The organism is Brevundimonas staleyi (assembly GCF_041893865.1).
Taxonomy (GTDB): Bacteria; Pseudomonadota; Alphaproteobacteria; order Caulobacterales; family Caulobacteraceae; genus Brevundimonas; species Brevundimonas staleyi.
In genome coordinates this window covers 197,802-215,006 of sequence record NZ_CP169082.1, presented here as the reverse complement: position 1 = coordinate 215,006, position 17,205 = coordinate 197,802, and the positions used below count along the sequence as shown (strand labels likewise).

At 67.1% G+C, this 17,205-nt stretch carries 12 protein-coding genes; 7 read left to right on the top strand and 5 right to left on the bottom strand.

All coding sequences use genetic code 11. The features are described from left to right. Positions 1-106: 106 nt before the first annotated feature. From ACETK8_RS01100 to ACETK8_RS01080, 5 genes are all read right to left on the bottom strand, one after another. Positions 107-1,660 (bottom strand): copper resistance protein B, encoded by a 1,554-nt coding sequence (locus ACETK8_RS01100; protein WP_374037688.1) that lies wholly within the window; start codon positions 1,658-1,660, stop codon positions 107-109. After that, complete coding sequence (locus ACETK8_RS01095) at positions 1,657-3,519, bottom strand: copper resistance system multicopper oxidase (RefSeq protein ID WP_035308097.1); 1,863 nt, start codon at positions 3,517-3,519, stop codon at positions 1,657-1,659. Before ACETK8_RS01095 ends, ACETK8_RS01100 begins: the two co-directional genes overlap by 4 nt. Positions 3,520-3,656: 137 nt before the next feature. Continuing rightward, complete coding sequence (locus ACETK8_RS01090) at positions 3,657-4,127, bottom strand: DUF305 domain-containing protein (RefSeq protein ID WP_035308099.1); 471 nt, start codon at positions 4,125-4,127, stop codon at positions 3,657-3,659. A 55-nt stretch (positions 4,128-4,182) separates the two neighbouring features. Continuing rightward, entirely contained in the window at positions 4,183-4,863 is a 681-nt protein-coding gene (locus ACETK8_RS01085) for a DUF305 domain-containing protein (protein WP_316629566.1), read from the bottom strand. A gap of 281 nt (positions 4,864-5,144) precedes the next feature. Further along, positions 5,145-7,493 carry a heavy metal translocating P-type ATPase gene (locus tag ACETK8_RS01080; RefSeq protein ID WP_374039446.1) on the bottom strand — a complete coding sequence of 783 codons (2,349 nt, stop codon included), beginning with the start codon at positions 7,491-7,493 and terminating at the stop codon, positions 5,145-5,147. A gap of 107 nt (positions 7,494-7,600) precedes the next feature. Between ACETK8_RS01080 and ACETK8_RS01075 the strand changes: the two genes are divergently transcribed. The 7 genes from ACETK8_RS01075 to ACETK8_RS01045 all read left to right on the top strand — a co-directional run bounded on the left by ACETK8_RS01075 (position 7,601) and on the right by ACETK8_RS01045 (position 17,199). Next, complete coding sequence (locus ACETK8_RS01075) at positions 7,601-7,876, top strand: metal-sensitive transcriptional regulator (RefSeq protein WP_088582502.1); 276 nt, start codon at positions 7,601-7,603, stop codon at positions 7,874-7,876. A gap of 879 nt (positions 7,877-8,755) precedes the next feature. Further along, positions 8,756-9,880, top strand: a complete 1,125-nt coding sequence (locus ACETK8_RS01070; protein WP_088582501.1) for an acyltransferase family protein — start codon at positions 8,756-8,758, stop codon at positions 9,878-9,880. A gap of 315 nt (positions 9,881-10,195) precedes the next feature. Continuing rightward, entirely contained in the window at positions 10,196-10,642 is a 447-nt protein-coding gene (locus ACETK8_RS01065; RefSeq protein ID WP_088582500.1) for a hypothetical protein, read from the top strand. 53 nt (positions 10,643-10,695) lie between these two features. After that, positions 10,696-12,012: a TolC family protein gene (locus ACETK8_RS01060; protein WP_316629569.1), complete on the top strand. Its 1,317-nt coding sequence runs from the start codon at positions 10,696-10,698 to the stop codon at positions 12,010-12,012. Beyond that, positions 12,009-13,271 carry an efflux RND transporter periplasmic adaptor subunit gene (locus tag ACETK8_RS01055; RefSeq protein WP_035308110.1) on the top strand — a complete coding sequence of 421 codons (1,263 nt, stop codon included), beginning with the start codon at positions 12,009-12,011 and terminating at the stop codon, positions 13,269-13,271. Before ACETK8_RS01060 ends, ACETK8_RS01055 begins: the two co-directional genes overlap by 4 nt. A 14-nt stretch (positions 13,272-13,285) precedes the next feature. Then, on the top strand, positions 13,286-16,474 hold the full coding sequence (locus tag ACETK8_RS01050; protein ID WP_035308111.1) for an efflux RND transporter permease subunit: 3,189 nt from the start codon (positions 13,286-13,288) through the stop codon (positions 16,472-16,474). Continuing rightward, positions 16,471-17,199, top strand: a complete 729-nt coding sequence (locus ACETK8_RS01045; protein ID WP_035308114.1) for a HupE/UreJ family protein — start codon at positions 16,471-16,473, stop codon at positions 17,197-17,199. The genes ACETK8_RS01050 and ACETK8_RS01045 overlap by 4 nt, the downstream gene beginning before the upstream one ends. The last annotated feature ends 6 nt before the right edge of the window (positions 17,200-17,205 follow it).

Sequence of the window (17,205 nt, the reverse complement as noted above, 5' to 3'; positions counted from 1 at the left end):
CAAGACACTGGCTATAGTGGCGCACTGACCCACGCGAGGGCATCCTCATGCCCCCCCGCTGGTTGACTGCGCGGGCCCGGCACCAAGATGAACCCGCCAGCCTTCGCTAGAACCAGGCCCGAATGCCGACGACCAGTCGGGTGTCTTCCGAGCTTCGTCCGTCGGCTTCCAGGAAGTCCGCCGTATTGCCGAAGCTCTTGGTCCATTCCACGCCGACATAGGGGGCGAACTCCTTGCGGAACTCGTACCGCAGCCGGGCCCCGATCTGGAGCGACGACAGGCCGGAGCCGATCCGGAGTTCTGGGATGTCCTCCGCCGACAGCACCACCTCGGCCCGGGGCTGGACGATCCAGCGATTGGTGATGCGCTGATCGTATTCGGCCTCCGCCCTTGCCGTGAGTTCGCCCTTGTTGGACAGGAAGGCCGCCGCGTCGACCTCGAACCAGTAGGGCGCCAGACCCTGGATGCCGACGACCAGGTCGGTCCGGTCGCCTTCGGGCCGGTAGGTTTGCCGCAGGCCGGTCTGGAAGTCGAAGAAGGGTCGGAACGCTCGGCTGTAGAGGGCCTGAATCTCGGCCTCCTCGACCTCGCCGTCGAAGGCGCCTTCCCCTTCCGACTTCCACCAGAAGCGATTGATGTCGCCGCCGGTCCAGCCCTGGGCGTCCCAGGCGTAGGCTTCTTCGCCTTCGGCGAAGGTCGCTTCGAGCTGGTCGATGATGACCGCCGTCGTGCGCACATTTCCATGCTCGACCCGCAGTTGGGCGCGGGCCGCCGCCATTTCGGCGGGGTCGAACAGCAGGTCGGCGGCATTGGCCGGCCCGGTTGCCGCGCCCGCCGGAGCGGGGGCTTCCGGCGGACGGCCCGGATTGTCCGCGCTGGTCGGGACGTCGGGCGGCATGGCCATTCCGGACATGTCGTGTCCGGCCGGCATCTGACCCATCGTCGACATATCGTGACCGGCCGGCATCGCCGGAGTCGGCGTCTGGCCCATCATCGACATGTCGTGCCCCGCCGGCATGGCCGGCGCGGGCGGAGTCTGACCCATGGTCGACATGTCATGGCCGGCATGCGGGGGCGCGGCGGCCGGAGCCGGCTGGGTCTGGCCCATCGTCGACATGTCGTGCCCCGCCGGCATGGCTGGCGCGGGCGGGGTCTGACCCATGGTCGACATGTCATGGCCGGCATGCGGGGACGCGGCGGCCGGAGCCGGCTGGGTCTGGCCCATAGCCGACATGTCGTGCCCCGCCGGCATGGCCGGCGCGGGCTGGGTCTGACCCATGGTCGACATGTCATGACCGGCATGTCTAGACGCGGCGGCTGGAGCGGGCTGCGTCTGGGGCATCGTAGACATGTCGTGTCCCGCAGGCATGGCCGGCGCAGGCCGGGTCTGGCCCATGGTCGACATGTCGTGCCCCGCCGGCATCGCCCCAGCCTGCAGACGGACGGGCACCGCGCCCGTCGGGCACGTCGGCGCTCCGGCCGTCCCTATCCGGGATGCATCGGCGGTGGAGGAGCCGCGCGCGACGCAACCCTCCGGAAGCGTCTGGCGAACAGGCGCGGGCGTTGCATGCCCGGCGTGGCTCTGCGCCAGCGCAGGCGTTCCCGCCGCCGCGGAGGCCGCGGCGAGGATCAGGGGAAGGACGGCGACCGACGTCTTCACGATGCAGCTCCTTCCATCGGACGGACCGTGACCACATTGAACATCCCGGCATGCATGTGCAGCAATAGGTGACAGTGGAAGGCCCAGTCGCCGGGGTTGTCGGCGGTCAGGTCGAAACTGACCTTGCCGCCCGGCGGAACGTTGACAGTGTGTTTGAGCGGCTGGTGCCCGGCAGGGCCCCCGGTGACCAGTTCGAAGAAATGGCCGTGCAGATGGATCGGGTGCGCCATCATGGAATCGTTGACCAGGGTCACGCGCACCCGCTCGTCCCGCTCGAACCGGATCGGCTCGACCAGCTCGCTGAATTTTCGGCCGTCAAAGCCCCACATGAACCGCTCCATATTGCCGGTCAGATGGATTTCCATCGTCCGGGACGGGGGACGCTGATCCTTGTTGGGCTGGAGCGAGACGAGGTCGGTGTAGACGAGGACGCGATGCGGAACATCCTGAAGCCCGATCGGACGCTCGCCCATGCGGTTGGCCGGCGCCATCGCGATGGCATCGACGCCCACACCGACCGCCATGTCGGGCGGCGCATTCTCGGGATCGCGCATGTTCATTCCGGCCATGGAGCCGTGATCCATTCCAGGCATCGCCCCGGCAGGCTGGGCAGGCACGGCGCCGTGATCCATGCCCGCCATGGCTCCGCCGGAGGCTCCGGTCATGGCCCCGTGGTCCATCCCGGCCATGGCTCCGCCCGGCTGGGCTCCCATGGACCCGTGATCCATTCCGCCCATGCCGCCCATGTCCCCCATGCCCATGTCCTTCATGGTCAGGTTGGGAACCTCCCGCAGCGGCGGAACCTCGGCGGTCATTCCAAGACGCGGCGCCAGGGTCGCCCGCCCCATGCCCGATCGGTCGATGGCTTCGGAGACGATGGTGTAGGCGCGGTCCTCGGTCGGCTGGACGATGACGTCATAGGTCTCGGCCACAGAAATCTGGAACTCGTCGGTCTCGATCGGGCGCACATTCTCGCCGTCGGCCTGAACCACGGTCATCGGCAGTCCGGGAATTCGCACGTTGAAGATCGACATGGCCGAGGCGTTGATGATGCGCAACCGCACCCGCTCGCCGGGCCGGAACAGACCGGTCCAGTTCTCCCGCGGCCCGTGGCCGTTGATCAGATAGGTGTAGGTCGAGCCGTTGACGTCGAGGATGTCGCGCGGATCCATGCGCATCTCGCCCCACATCCGGCGCTCTTCCAGGCTCATCCGGTCGCTGCCGTCCAGCAGGCCGGCCAGGGTGGTGCGCTGGCGGTTGAAGTAACCGGGGCTCTTCTTGAGCTTGTCGAAGATTTCGTGCGGGTGCATGAAGCTCCAGTCCGACAGGACCAGCACATGTTCGCGGTCGTAGGCGACCGGGTCGGCGCCCGCCGGGTCGATGACGATGGGCCCGTAATGGCCGAGCGCCTCCTGCAGTCCTGAGTGGCTGTGGTACCAGAAGGTGCCGGACTGCCGGACCGGGAATTCGTAAACGAAGGTCTCGCGCGGGCGGATGCCGGGGAAGCTGACGCCCGGCACACCGTCCATCTGGAACGGCAGCAGGATGCCGTGCCAGTGGATGGATGTGTCCTCATCAAGCTGGTTCGTCACCGCGAGGCGGACGTTCTGGCCTTCGCGCAAACGGAGCACCGGCGCGGGAAGCACGCCGTTGATCGTTGTGGCCGTGGCGGTGCGCCCGTTCACGGTGAACGGCGACTGACCGATCGTCAGGTCGATGTTCGGGCCGGTGAGGGTCGGCAGGTCCGCCCGCAACCCCGGCGAACCTGTCTGGGCCCAGGCGGGCATCAAGCCCTGCAGGGCCGCGAGACCGCCTCCGGCGACAGCGCCGCGCAGCAGTAGTCGACGATCCAGCTTCATGGGATACTCCTGAAAGTCATGACCGCGCCTCCGTACGGCGACGATCTATAGGGATTTACGCAGGCGACGCGGTCGGCCCTCGCGACACGCTGCCGCAGAGCCGACCGCGCCGGCGGCCCTCGCGGCCGCCCGCCGAATTACCGCCGCGCCAGAAGAGCCTTCATCTGGGCGATCTCCTGTTCCTGGGAGCGGACGATTTCCTCGCACAGACCGAGCACTTCCGGATCCGTCAGCGAGGCTTGCTGGCACATCAGGATGGCGCCGGAGTGGTGCGGGATCATCGAACGCAGGAACTCCGTGTCTCCCACCGCCGCCTGGGTCCGCATACCCCAGAAGCTGACCGCAAACACCAGGGCGGCAGCCCCGCCGATCAGCAGATTCGTCCGTTTCGACGGATACATCGACCGCATGAACACCAGCATGAGGATCGCCATAGGCGAGACCATCATGAGGGTCATGTAGACGTTGTTGAGGTTGAAGTAGAAATGATTGAGGGACGCGATCATCGTGTACATCACGAGGTACATGATGATGAAATCCAGGACGAGCTCGATCGCGAACGACCGATAGCTCCCCTTCATGGCGTGCATGGTCTTCATGTTTTCCATCGATTGTTCTTCCTCTACTCGCAAATCTGCAACGGGACTTCTCGCCGACGCCGGATCATCCTGCGCTGGCGGGATGAGCCTCCAGCCAGGCGCGCAGCTCCGCGATGTCCGCGGTCTGCATCTCGATCGTCTTCTGCGCCATGCGCCGGATGTCGGCGTCCTGGCTTTCGCGCAGCACCACCTGGGCCATGTCGAGGGCGCCCTGGTGATGCGCGATCATCTTGCGAGCCCAGGTCTGGTCCGTGTCGACCCCGGTCGCGGCCATCATGGCCTCCATCATTTTCGCTTCGGCCGGCGCGAACGGCGGCTCACCGCCTCCGCCCGGCGCTGCCGCACCGGCTGCGGCCCCCACGTTTGTTTCGAGCCAACGCTGGAGCTCGGCGATGTCCCCGGTCTGCATCTCGACGGTCTTCTGCGCCATCCGGCGAATGTCGGCATCCCGCGTGTCGCGCAGCACGATCTGGGACATATCGAGGGCGCCTTGGTGATGGGGGATCATCTTGCGGGCCCATGCCTCTCCGGCGCTGGCTCCCGTCGCCGACCTCATGGCCTCGTGCATCCTCGCCTCGGCGGCGGAGAAGGGCGTCTGCGCCATCGCCATGGGCTCCGGAGTCTGCGCCGACCCGTCGGCCTTGGAGGCCGCCGGCGGCTCGGCGGCCGGGCTGCACGCCGCCACGAGGAGAGCGGAACAGCCGGCGAGCAGAACCGACGAGCGTGTGAAGGTCAGGTTGAACATCGGGTGTCTCCGGCGTGGGCGGCGCCGGCGAATCGGCCGGCGGCTAGTTGAAGAGGGCGCCGGCGAGGCGGCGGCGGGACGCGGACTTGAACCGGGATCTCGGCGCCGTTGCGCAACCGGACATGAACGCCAGTTAAATCCGGGTCCTCCGACACGGTTCCGCCTTGATCAAATATACCCGAACGCTGTTGGATCAGGCGAGGGATCGGCTGCCGGAGTGCGTAATGGCGCAAACGCCGGTCGTCGCCTTCTCCTGGCCCCGGTCCCCCATGCCGCCCCCGTTAAAGTCTGACCGCACGAAGCCGCAGCGCATTGCCGATGACGCTCACGGAGGACAGGGCCATCGCCAACGCCGCCAGAGCCGGCGACAGCAGGAGGCCAAAGATCGGGTACAGCAGCCCCGCCGCGACCGGGATGCCCAGGGCGTTGTACCCGAAGGCGAAGACGAGATTCTGGCGAATGTTGCTCATCACCGCCTTCGACAGCTTGCGGGCCCGGACGATGCCCTGGAGGTCGCCCCCCAGCAGGGTGACGCCGGCGCTCTCGATCGCCACGTCGGAACCTGCGCCCATGGCCACACCAACATCGGCGGCGGCCAGGGCCGGGGCATCGTTGACCCCGTCGCCAGCCATGGCGACGATCCGGCCCTCGGCGCGCAGCCGCTCGACGACCGCCGCCTTGTCCTGCGGCAGGACCTCGGCCTGGACGTCGTCTATGCCGAGCCGGCGCGCCACCGCCTCGGCCGTGGTCCGGTTATCCCCGGTCATCATCACCAGGCGCAGGCCCGCGGCCTTCAGATCGCGAATGGCCCCGGCGGTCGTCGCCTTGACCGGGTCGGCGATGCCGAGGACGCCGGCCGCGGCCCCGTCCACGGCCACGAAGATCGCGGTGGCGCCGTCCTGGCGTAGCGCCTCGGCCTCGGCCTCGAGGGCGGCGACATCGACGCCGATCTCGCCGAGGTAGCGGCCGTTGCCGAGCGCCACGCGGCGGCCGTCGACCACCCCGGTGACGCCACGCCCGACCGGGCTGTCGAACTCCGAGGCCTCCGACAGCGCGAGCTTGCGATCCGTCGCGGCGCGGACGACGGCGTCGGCCAGCGGATGTTCGCTGGCCCGCTCCAGACTGGCGGAGAGTCTCAGAAGCTCGGTCTCGTCGAACCCGGGCGCGGGCCGGATCGCCGTGACCGACGGGCGCCCCTCGGTCAGGGTGCCGGTCTTGTCGAGCACCAGGGTGTCGACCTTTTCGAAACGCTCCAGCGCCTCGGCGTTCTTGATCAAGACCCCGGTGTGGGCGCCGCGCCCCACCCCGACCATGATGGAGATCGGCGTTGCCAGGCCCAGCGCGCAGGGACAGGCGATGATCAGCACCGAGACCGCGGCGACCAGCGCGTAGGACAGGCGCGGTTCGGGACCGACCAGGCCCCAGACGAGGGCGGCGAGAACCGCGATGCCGATCACTGCCGGCACGAACCAGCCGGACACCTTGTCGGCCAGCCGCTGGATCGGCGCGCGGCTGCGCTGGGCCTGGGCCACCATCTGGACGATCTGCGCCAGCAGGGTGTCGGCGCCGACCTTGTCAGCCCGCATCACGAACGAGCCGGTCTTGTTGAGCGAACCGGCGACGACCTTGTCCCCGACGCCCTTGGTCACCGGCATGGATTCACCCGTGACCAGGGACTCGTCGATGGTTACGCGACCGTCCAGAATCTCGCCATCGACCGCCACCTTCTCGCCGGGGCGGACGCGCAGCCGGTCTCCGACGGCGACCATGTCGAGCGTGACGTCCTCGTCGCCGCCGTCGTCACGGAGCCGCCGCGCGGTCTTGGGCGCCAAATCAAGCAGCGCCCGGATGGCGCCGGACGTCTGTTCGCGGGCGCGCAGCTCAAGAATCTGGCCCACCAGAACCAGGACGGTGATGATGGCCGCTGCCTCGAAATAGACCGGCGCGCTGCCGTCCATCCGGCGGACCGCCGCCGGGAACAGAGCCGGCGCCAGCACCGCGACCACGCTGTAGATCCAGGCCGCGCCGACGCCGATGGCGATCAGGGTGAACATGTTGAGGCTGCGGTTGCGGAGGGAAGCCCAGCCCCGCTGGAAGAACGGCCAGCCGGCCCACAGCACCACGGGCGTCGCCAGCGCGAACTGGATCCAGTTGGAGGTTTGGCCCGAAATCCGCATCGCCAGTCCGGTCAGATGGCCGCCCATCTCGAGCGCGAAGACGGGCAGGGTCAGGACCGCGGCAACCCAGAGGCGGCGGGTGAAGTCGATCAGTTCGTGATTGACCGGCGCCTCGGCGGTGACGGTCTCCGGCTCCAGCGCCATGCCGCAGATCGGGCAGGAGCCCGGGCCCTCCTGGCGCACCTCCGGATGCATCGGGCAGGTGTAGATGGCGCCCGGGATGACAGGCGCCGGTTGCCGGGCCTCGCCGAGATAGCGGTCCGGATCGGCGATGAATTTGGTCCGGCAGCCCGCCGAACAGAAGAAATAGTCCTTATCGTCGTGGGCCGCCCGATGCGCTGTGGTCGCCGGATCGACGGTCATGCCGCAGACCGGATCGACCGCCTTCGCGCCGCTGTCCGCCGATTTGGCCGAACAGCAGCTGTGGTCGGGCGGATGCGAAGGGGAGGGCATGGACATGGCGGGCTCCTTGAAACAGCTGGACGCCATATATACCCTAAGGGGGTATCGCGCAAGGCGCTGTCCTGGGGTATGGTCGAACGGTCAGAGCGAGGAATTGGATGCAGACGGAAACAAAACCCAAGGTGTTGAACCGCCTGAACCGGATCGAGGGCCAGGTGCGCGGCATCGCCCGGATGGTCGAGGAGGACCGCTACTGCGTGGAGGTCCTCACCCAGCTCCAGGCCGTACGGGCGGCCCTGCTGCGCGTCGAGAGCGAGGTGCTCAGAGACCACCTTGACCACTGCGTCATGGGGGCGATGACCGGCGACGATCTCTCCGATCGCAAGGCCAAGGCCACAGAACTGATCGACCTTCTCGGACGCGCCTCGCGGTAGCGCAGGACATTTCCCTAGACATCCCGTCGGATTGGTTCGGCGAGCGTCTTAAAATATCCTCTCGGGTAGTCGGGCCGACCGCCGATCTGGCCTGCCCGGGGCGTGTGGACCCCGGACCGGAAACTTGCCCAAGAGATGATCCCACAGGCTGGTGAACAGGCCGAAAAACCCACGGAAAATCACGGGAGCGTAGCAAAGACGTGGAGCCTGCATCTGCGCCTAGGCCAGGACCTTGAGGCGCCGACCGCCCAGGCTCCCGGGCGACGGCTCCGGGCGCCGGGTCCTCAGACGGCTTGAGGAGCGCCCCTTCAAGGCGTGCATCCAGCTTACATACCTTGACGCCGAGCTGTTCTTTGAAGCCCGCCACGATGCGGTCCGGCTGGGCCTCAGGGCTCGACAGGGCCGTCGGAGAGGGCGGAATGACGAGGCGAGGGCCGGCCGATCAGCGCCAGAAGGCCCGATGACGATCGCCTGACGGCTCAGGGCGGACGGTCGTCCAGAACCACGCGGACCGAGCCCGCGCGAGCCACGGTCAGCTGGATTGCGACATGGGTGGGCGACGTGGTCTTCGTGCGCGCCCGCATAGACGGCCCATCCATCGCCCATGGAGAAAACCGCGCTCGATGAGATCCAGGCCATCGTTCACCACGGCCCGCGCTGAACTGTGGGCTGAGCCGGTGGCACGCGTCATCCCGCCTTCCGATGAAACCTGCAAGCCGACCGCCATGAGCCCGCGAGCGGCGCAGGATCAGATCATGGCCTTTTCTCCAGCGCGGCAGGCCTGACCCCCGGATGCGAGAGGATGAGGGATGGCGGCGACCGATGCGTATACCAATTAAGCGGTCCGTCCTGTGCCGCCCGCCGTGGGGGCCATCGTTCATGACGTCCGTTTCTCCGACTCACGAAGGCTACCCGGCTGATCTGAGGGCCCTGACCAGCCTGCGGGCCTTCCTGGCCATGGGCGTGGTGCTGTTCCACTACCAGCTTCAGTGGGATCCGGCCCTGGGCTACAGCCCGATCATCGAGCGAAGCCGGCTGGGGGTCGACGCCTTCTTCATGCTGTCGGGCTTCATTCTGGCCCACGTCTACGGCCCCGCTTTCGCCGCAGGAACGTTCAGCTACAGGCGCTTCCTCGTGGCCCGCTTGGCTCGGCTCTATCCCCTCCATCTGGCGATTTTAGGCGGTGTTCTGATCATGGTGCTCGGAGCTTCAATCTCTGGCGTTCCGTTCGATCTCTCGACCTACACGACAGAGGGCTTCTTCAAGACCCTGTTCCTGGTACAGGCGTGGTTTCCAAGCGAAATCGGATACAATTGGAGCGGCCCGTCCTGGTCGCTCTCGGCGGAATGGTTCGCCTATCTGCTGTTCCCGGCCTACGCCCTTCTCTCCATCCGGATGAGACATCGTCCTTGGTTCCTGCTCGGCTTGGGCATCGTCAGCTATGTTGTCATCGACGCGGCCTACGTCTCAACCTTCGGCAAGGTTCTGCCTCGGGCCGAGGACGACATGGGCATCTTGCGCATAGCGCCGGCCTTTCTGATCGGCATGGCGCTCTACGGCTTGGGCCATCGCTGGCGCTGGAGCCGGCCCGTCGCCATCGCCGCCGCCCTGGCTGCTACCCTCGTGTTGCTCGGCGCTATGCAGCTGTCGTTGGACGACCGGATCATCGTCGCCCTCTCAGCCCCCGTTATCCTGACCTGGTCCCTGCTCGCACGCGCGGACTGCGAGGGGCCTCTCGCCGCCCCTGCGCTGGTTTTCGCCGGTGAAGCCTCCTTCGCCCTCTATCTCGTGCACATGCCCGTCCTCGTCGCCTTCAAGGGCGTGGTCGCCGAACTGCGCGGCATCGACAGCGCCTTCCGCATCACGCCAGTCGAACTGGCAGGGTTGTTCGTCGTCACGGCGCTGATCGCGGCGGCCCTGCATCTGCTCGTTGAGAAACCTGGGCGAACCTGGATCCGACGCCGGTTCGAAAGCCGGCGAGCCCGGCCCGCAGCGCCGGCCTGACCCCGGGCCACGAGACGTGGGTACTGCCTCGGCGTCGGTCAATCCCGACCGGTCGGCGCCGCACTGGCGCCGCAGCGACCCGCAGCCCACCAAGAAAACATTTTGAGAATGATAGTGAGTCACTCCCATGCCGCCCCTTACCACGACTGGCGGATCGATCAATGTTCGCATCGTCGCAGCCGTCAACGGAGCTCCCGACCTCCGCCATCACGTATCCACCTGAAGGACGAATCCTAGCCATATCGTGATGCGGCAACCTCGACCGTTGCCATTGGGATCGGGTCGCACTATGGCGGATGAAGGAGCCGTTCAATCTTGTCTCGCCTGTTTCGCACCATTTGCGTCAGCCTGTGCGCCGCCCTCGTGGCGACGTTGAGCCTGCATGGGGTTCAGGAAGGGCGGCACCAGATTGCCCATGCGTCGGATTGGCCGGCAGTCGCGATCGGCCACGGTGATCACGCAGAGATCGCGGACGTCGATCATGGCTCGCTGCACGTCCATATCGCCCCCGACGCGCCAGCCGAGGATCCACTGGATCAAGCCGAAGACGGCGAAGACGAGGGCGAGGCCGGGCGTCCAGCAAGCCATCACCACCATACGAGCGGCGACAGCCACACCGCCATCCCGATCCTCAACCGCGATCTGAGCCCCCTCGTCGCCATGAACGCCGTGCTGATCCAGCCGGCGGGCGATGGCGCACGTCCGGCCCACGACGGCGACGGGCCTGAATACCCTCCCAGACGGACGCGCACGATCATCTGATCCGACGCGGCCAATCGGTCGCGCGTGCACCCCCGTTTCCCGGAGAGAATCCCTTGAAGACCCCATCGTCCGGCATTGCCGGGCCGTGGGCGCGACTGACGGCCGTGTCGGCCCTCGCGCTCATTCTGGCGGCCTCGCTGCCGCCGACCCTTGCTGTCGCACAGGATGCGGCGGCCACGTCCACCGCGCCTGTACTGTCGCTGGACGAGGCGCTGCGTCGAGCCGCCCTGGTCGATCCCTCACTGGCACCGACCCAGGCCCGGCGACAGGCGTCGCGGGCAGCCGTGCGTCAGGCGGACGTTCGTCCCAACCCCACGCTTGGGGTGATGGTCGAGAACTTTCCGACCATCGGCGGAGGCGACCTGTTCCGTCGGACCGAGACCACGCTCACAGCCGAGCGACGGTTCGAGCGGGGCGGTGACAGGTCCGCCCGTGTCTCTCTCGCCGAAGCCGAAGGGCTGCTGGTCGACGCCACCGCGCGCATTCGCCAGTTGGACCGGCTCGAACAGGTGCAGCGCGCCTGGGCGGAAGCTCTGGCGGCTCAGGCCGAGTTGGAGATCGCCCGCGAGCGCCTTGACCTCGCCGAACGGTTCCAGACCGAGGTCGGTCGCCGCGTGGACATGGCGCGCGATCCTCTGTTCGCCGGGGCGCGCGCCGAGGCCGAACTGGCTCAGGCCCAGATCGACTTCGATCAGGCCGGGATTACCGTCCGGGTCGCCAACATTTCGCTGGCCCGGTTCTGGGATGGGTCATCGGACTTCACCCTTGGCGCCGAGACCTTCGCCGACACCCGGTCGGCGCTCGACGTCACGGATGGGGTCGCCCAGGCGGACCTGGACATCTTCGTCGCACAGCGCGACATCGCCGTCGCCCGGGTGGCGGTGGAGACGGCCCGCGCCCGGTCGGACGCCACGGTCAGCGCCGGCGTCCGTCACTTCGGGGACGGCAACGACCTCGGCTTTGTCGTCGGCGCGTCGATTCCCCTTGGTCGCTACGACCAGAACCTCGGGGCCATCGACCGCGCCCGAGCGGAGGGGCTGGCCGCCGAGGGTGATCTCGCCGCCGCCCGCATCGACCGTGAACGTGAGATCGCGCGCCTGCAGGTTCAGGTCATGGCCCGAGCCAGCGAAGCTCGCAGGATCGGGCAGGAAACCCTTCCCCAGGCCGAGCGCGCCGTCGTTCTGGTGCGCGACGGCTTCAACAGGGGCGGCTTCACCTACAACGACGTCATCTCCGCCCAGACCGCCCTGCTGCAGACCCGCGCCCGCCGCGTCGCGGTGCTCAAGCAATTCCATATCGATCGCGCCCGCCTCGACAGACTGACCGGCGCGCACGGCGCCCTGATCCTCGCCCTGGAGACTCAACCATGATCCGCCTGACACCTTCGCGGCGCTGGCTCGTTGCGTCCGCGATCGTCCTCGCCTTCGCCGCCGCCGCTTGCGGAGACAAGCCCGCCGAAAAGGCAGGCGAAAACGGCGAGGCTGCCGCCGCCGACTATGAGCGTGGCCCTCACCGAGGCCGGATGCTCCGCGACGGAGACTTCGCCCTTGAGATCACCATCTTCGAGGAAGGACCAGAGCCCCTGTTCCGGCTCTATCCCTATCTGAAGGACAAGCCGCTCGATCCACGTCAGGTCCAGGCGACCATGGCCCTGACCCGTCTCGGGCCGAAGGTCGATCGGTTCACCTTCATCCCGACCGAGGACTATCTCGCCAGCCCCGGTGTCGTCTCCGAGCCGCACTCCTTCGACGTGGCGGTCGCGGCGACCCAGAACGGCAAGCGATCGACCTGGGCCTACCAGTCCTATGAGGGTCGCACCGTCATCTCAGCCGACGCCGCCCGCGCCGGTGGCGTCACCACGCAGCGCGCCGGTTCCGCAGTCCTGGGCGAGTCTCTGCCGTTGAGCGGTCGGGTCGAGATCACGCCTGAGGGCCAGAGCGATGTCTTCGCCCGCTATCCGGGTCGGGTGATGGCGTTGAACGTCGAACTGGGCCAGCGCGTATCGCGAGGCCAGGTTGTGGCGCGGGTCGAGTCCAGCGAGAGCCTCCAGACCTATTCCGTCACCGCGCCGATCTCCGGCGTCATCATGGCCAAGAACGTCAACGCCGGGGCCATCACCGGCGCGGGCGGCGAGCCGATGCTGGTGATCGGCGACCCAACCCGCCTCCATGCCGAGTTCGCCCTCTATCCGCGCGATGCAGAACGTGTCCGCCGGGGCCAGCGGGTCGAGGTCACCAGTCTGGCAGGTGACCACCGTTTCAATGGCGTCATCGAAACCATCCTGCCCGGCTCTGATCCGATGAGCCAGACCCTGATCGCCCATGTCGAACTGGCCTATCAGGGCGGCGTCTGGCGGCCGGGCCTGGGAGTACAGGGCACCGTTCAGGTCGGTGAGGGTGCAGTGCCTCTCGCCGTCCAGACCAAGGCCATCCAGCCGTTCCGCGATTTCCAGGTCGTCTACGCCAAGGTCGGCAACACCTATGAGGTGCGGATGCTCGAACTGGGCCGAAGGACCGACGAGTGGACCGAGGTGCTTGGCGGGCTCGAACCCCGAACCGAATACGTCGTGGACGGCGCCTTCCTCATTCGCGCGGACATCGAAAAGTCCGGCGCGAGCCATGATCACTAGGGGGCGCGAGAACCATGCTTGCACGCATCATCGCCCTGTCGATCCGCTTCCGATGGGCGGTCATGGGGCTCGTCCTCCTGGCCTGCGCCATCGGCGTCTGGAGCTTCCAGCGCCTGCCGATCGACGCCACTCCGGACATCACCAACGTCCAGATTCAGATCAACACCGAAGCCCCCGGCTATTCGCCGCTGGAGGCCGAACAGCGCATCACCTTCCCCGTCGAGACCGCCGTCGCAGGCGTTCCGGGCCTTCAATACACCCGCTCGGTTTCGCGATACGGGTTGAGCCAGGTGACCGTCATCTTCGACGACGGCACCGACATCTATTTCGCACGCCAACTGGTGAATGAGCGCCTCCAAAGCGCCCTCGGTCAGCTTCCCCCCGGCGTCACCCCTGAACTTGGCCCTATCGCCACCGGCCTCGGGGAGATCTTCATGTATACGGTCGAGGCCGAGCCGGGTGCACGACGTCCCGACGGCCAGCCCTATACGACCGAAGACCTGCGCACGCTTCAGGACTGGGTCATCCGGCCCCAGCTTCGCAACACGCGCGGTGTCACCGAGGTCAACACCGTCGGCGGCTACGAGCGTCAGTATCACGTCACACCCGATCCGCAGCGGCTGGCGGCCTACGGGGTGACCATGGCCGAGGTGGTCGAAGCGCTGGACAACAACAACGCCAACGTCGGCGCGGGCTATGTCGAGCGCTTCGGCGAACAGTATCTGATCCGGGTGCCGGGGCAGGCTTCGACGAGTGAAGACCTGGGCAACATCGTGATCGCCACGCGTGGGGGCGTTCCGATCCGCATCCTGGACGTCGCCGACATCGGAATGGGCCAGGAACTTCGCACCGGCGCCGCGACCGAGAACGGCAAGGAGACGGTCCTTGCGACGGTTCTCATGCTGGCTGGCGAGAACAGCCGTATCGTCGCCCAGGCCGCCGCCGCCAGCCTGCAGGAAGCCGCCAAGGCCCTGCCGCCCGGTGTCGTCGCCACGCCGGTCTACGACCGCACCGAACTGGTGGAACGCGCCATCCACACCGTCGAAAAGAACCTCGTCGAGGGCGCCCTGCTGGTCATCGTCGTGCTGTTCCTGCTGCTCGGCAACATCCGCGCGGCCCTGATCACGGCGGCGGTCATTCCCGTCACCATGCTGATGACCATCACCGGCATGGTGCGGACCGGAACCTCCGGCAATCTGATGAGCCTCGGCGCGCTCGACTTCGGCCTGATCGTGGACGGCGCCGTCATCATCGTCGAGAACTGCCTCAGGCGCTACGGCGAGGCCCAGCATCGCCTGGGTCGTATCCTGACCCGCGAGGAACGGTTCGATCTGGCGGCGACCGCCTCCAGCGAGGTAATCCGGCCCTCGCTATTCGGGGTCATGATCATCACCCTGGTCTATGTCCCCATCTTCGCCCTGACCGGGGTGGAGGGGAAGACCTTCCACCCGATGGCGATCACCGTCGTCATCGCCCTGACGGCAGCGCTCCTGCTGTCCCTGACCTTCGTACCCGCCGCCGTCGCCATGTTCGTCACCGGCAAGGTCGAGGAGAAGGACAGCTTCCTGATGCGCTGGGCCCGGGTGGGTTATCAGCCGGCGCTCGACTTCGCGCTCAGGACCCGCAGCCTGATGATCGGCATTGCGGTCGTGCTGGTGCTGCTCGCCGGGTTCGGGGCGTCGCGGATGGGCTCGGAGTTCGTGCCCAATCTCGACGAAGGCGACATCGCCATGCACGCCCTGCGCATCCCGGGCACCAGCCTGACCCAGGCCGTGCAGATGCAGACTGCGTTGGAAGCCCGCATCGCCCGCTTCCCCGAGGTGGAGCGGGTCGTGGCCAAGATCGGCACCGCCGAGGTCGCCACCGATCCGGTGCCGCCCTCGGTCGCCGACACCTTCATCATGCTGAAGGACAGGAAGGATTGGCCGAACCCTCGCAAGTCTCGCGGCGACCTCGTCGCCGAGATGGAAGAGGCCGTGAATGAGATTCCCGGCAGCAAATACGAGTTCACCCAGCCGATCCAGATGCGGTTCAACGAACTGCTGAGCGGGGTGCGGGCCGACGTCGCCATCAAGGTCTATGGCGACGATCTCGACGAACTGCTGCGCCTCGGCGCCGAGATCGAAGCCATCGTGGCCTCGGTGGACGGGGCCGCCGATCCCCAGACCGAACAGATCACCGGCCTGCCGGTGCTCCAGATCACACCCAACCGACCCGCCATGGCGCGCCTTGGCCTGAGCATCGAAGACGTCCAGTCGGTTATCTCCACCTCGATGGGCGGCACGACCGCCGGGCAAATCTTCGAGGGTGACCGTCGTTTCGACGTCGTTGTCCGCCTGCCCGAGCGTCTGCGCGCCGACACCAACGCCATCGGTCGTCTCCAGGTCCCGCTCCCGGCGGGCGAAGGACAGCCGCGTCAGTTCGTGCCCCTGAATGAGGTCGCCACGATCGAACTCACAAAGGGTCCGAACCAGATCAGCCGAGAGAACGGCAAACGCCGCATCGTGACCACGGCCAATGTCCGCGACCGCGACCTGGGTTCGTTCATCCGCGAGGTTCAGGACCGGGTCGATGCTGAGGTCGCCATACCGGCCGGCTATTGGGTCACCTATGGCGGAACGTTCGAGCAGTTGATCTCGGCCGCCAAACGATTGCAACTCGTGGTTCCCGCGGTGTTGCTGCTGATCTTCGGCCTGCTGTTCGCCTTGTTCCGCTCGGTCAAGGACTCGGCCATCGTTTTCTCCGGCGTGCCTCTGGCCCTGACCGGAGGGGTGGCCGCCCTGATGCTGCGTGGGCTGCCTCTGTCGATCTCGGCGGGGGTCGGATTCATCGCCCTGTCCGGGGTCGCCGTGCTCAACGGTGTCGTCATGGTCACCTTCATCCGCAGCCTGATCGCCGAAGGGAAGCCTCTTGGCGAGGCAATCCGGGAGGGGGCGCTGACCCGTCTTCGCCCGGTGCTGATGACGGCGCTCGTCGCCAGCCTCGGCTTCGTGCCCATGGCCTTGAACGTCGGAGCCGGCGCCGAGGTCCAGCGCCCGCTGGCCACGGTCGTCATCGGCGGGATCATCTCCTCGACCCTGCTGACCCTGCTCGTGCTCCCCGCCCTCTACAGCCTCGTCCACGGCCGCCCGTCTTCGCCGAACGGCGTCAGACGGTCGTGGCGTGAGCGGCTTCCCTTCGCATACTCCCGGAGGACTTCATGAACCCGCGTCTCCAGCGCGCGACCGCCTGGTTGCGAACGCCCATCGGCCTGCTGAGCGCAGGCCTGTTGGTGCTCTTCCTCAACGGCCTGTTCACCGCCACCCTGGCGCACGGGGTGGCGGCAGGGGACAAGGGCTACATCCAGGAGACGTCCGGCATCGTCTTCTGGCCCTTCGTCTATCTGGGGGCCAAGCACATGGTCACCGGTTACGACCATCTGCTGTTCCTGTTCGGGGTGATCTTCTACCTCTACCGCCTCAAGGATATCAGCCTCTACGTCACCATGTTCGCCGTCGGGCATTCGACGACCCTGCTGCTGGGCGTGATGCTGAACGTCAACGTCTCCAGTTATCTGATCGACGCCATCATCGGCCTGTCCGTCGTCTACAAGGCGCTCGACAACATGGGGGCCTACCGACGCTGGTTCGGTGTCCAGCCGGACGCCAGGGCCGCGACCCTGGCGTTCGGTCTGTTCCACGGCCTGGGTCTGGCGACCAAACTGCAGGACTTCCAGCTGTCTTCAGACGGCCTCTTGGTCAACCTGATCGCCTTCAACATCGGCGTGGAGATCGGCCAGCTTCTGGCGCTCGGAGCCATCCTGATCGCCATGGGATTCTGGCGCCGGACCGCCAGCTTCGGGCGCCACGCCTATCTGGCCAACGTCATCCTCATGATCCTCGGTTTCATCCTGACGGGCTATCAGCTCGTCGGCTTCTTCGTCGCCTGACGGGAG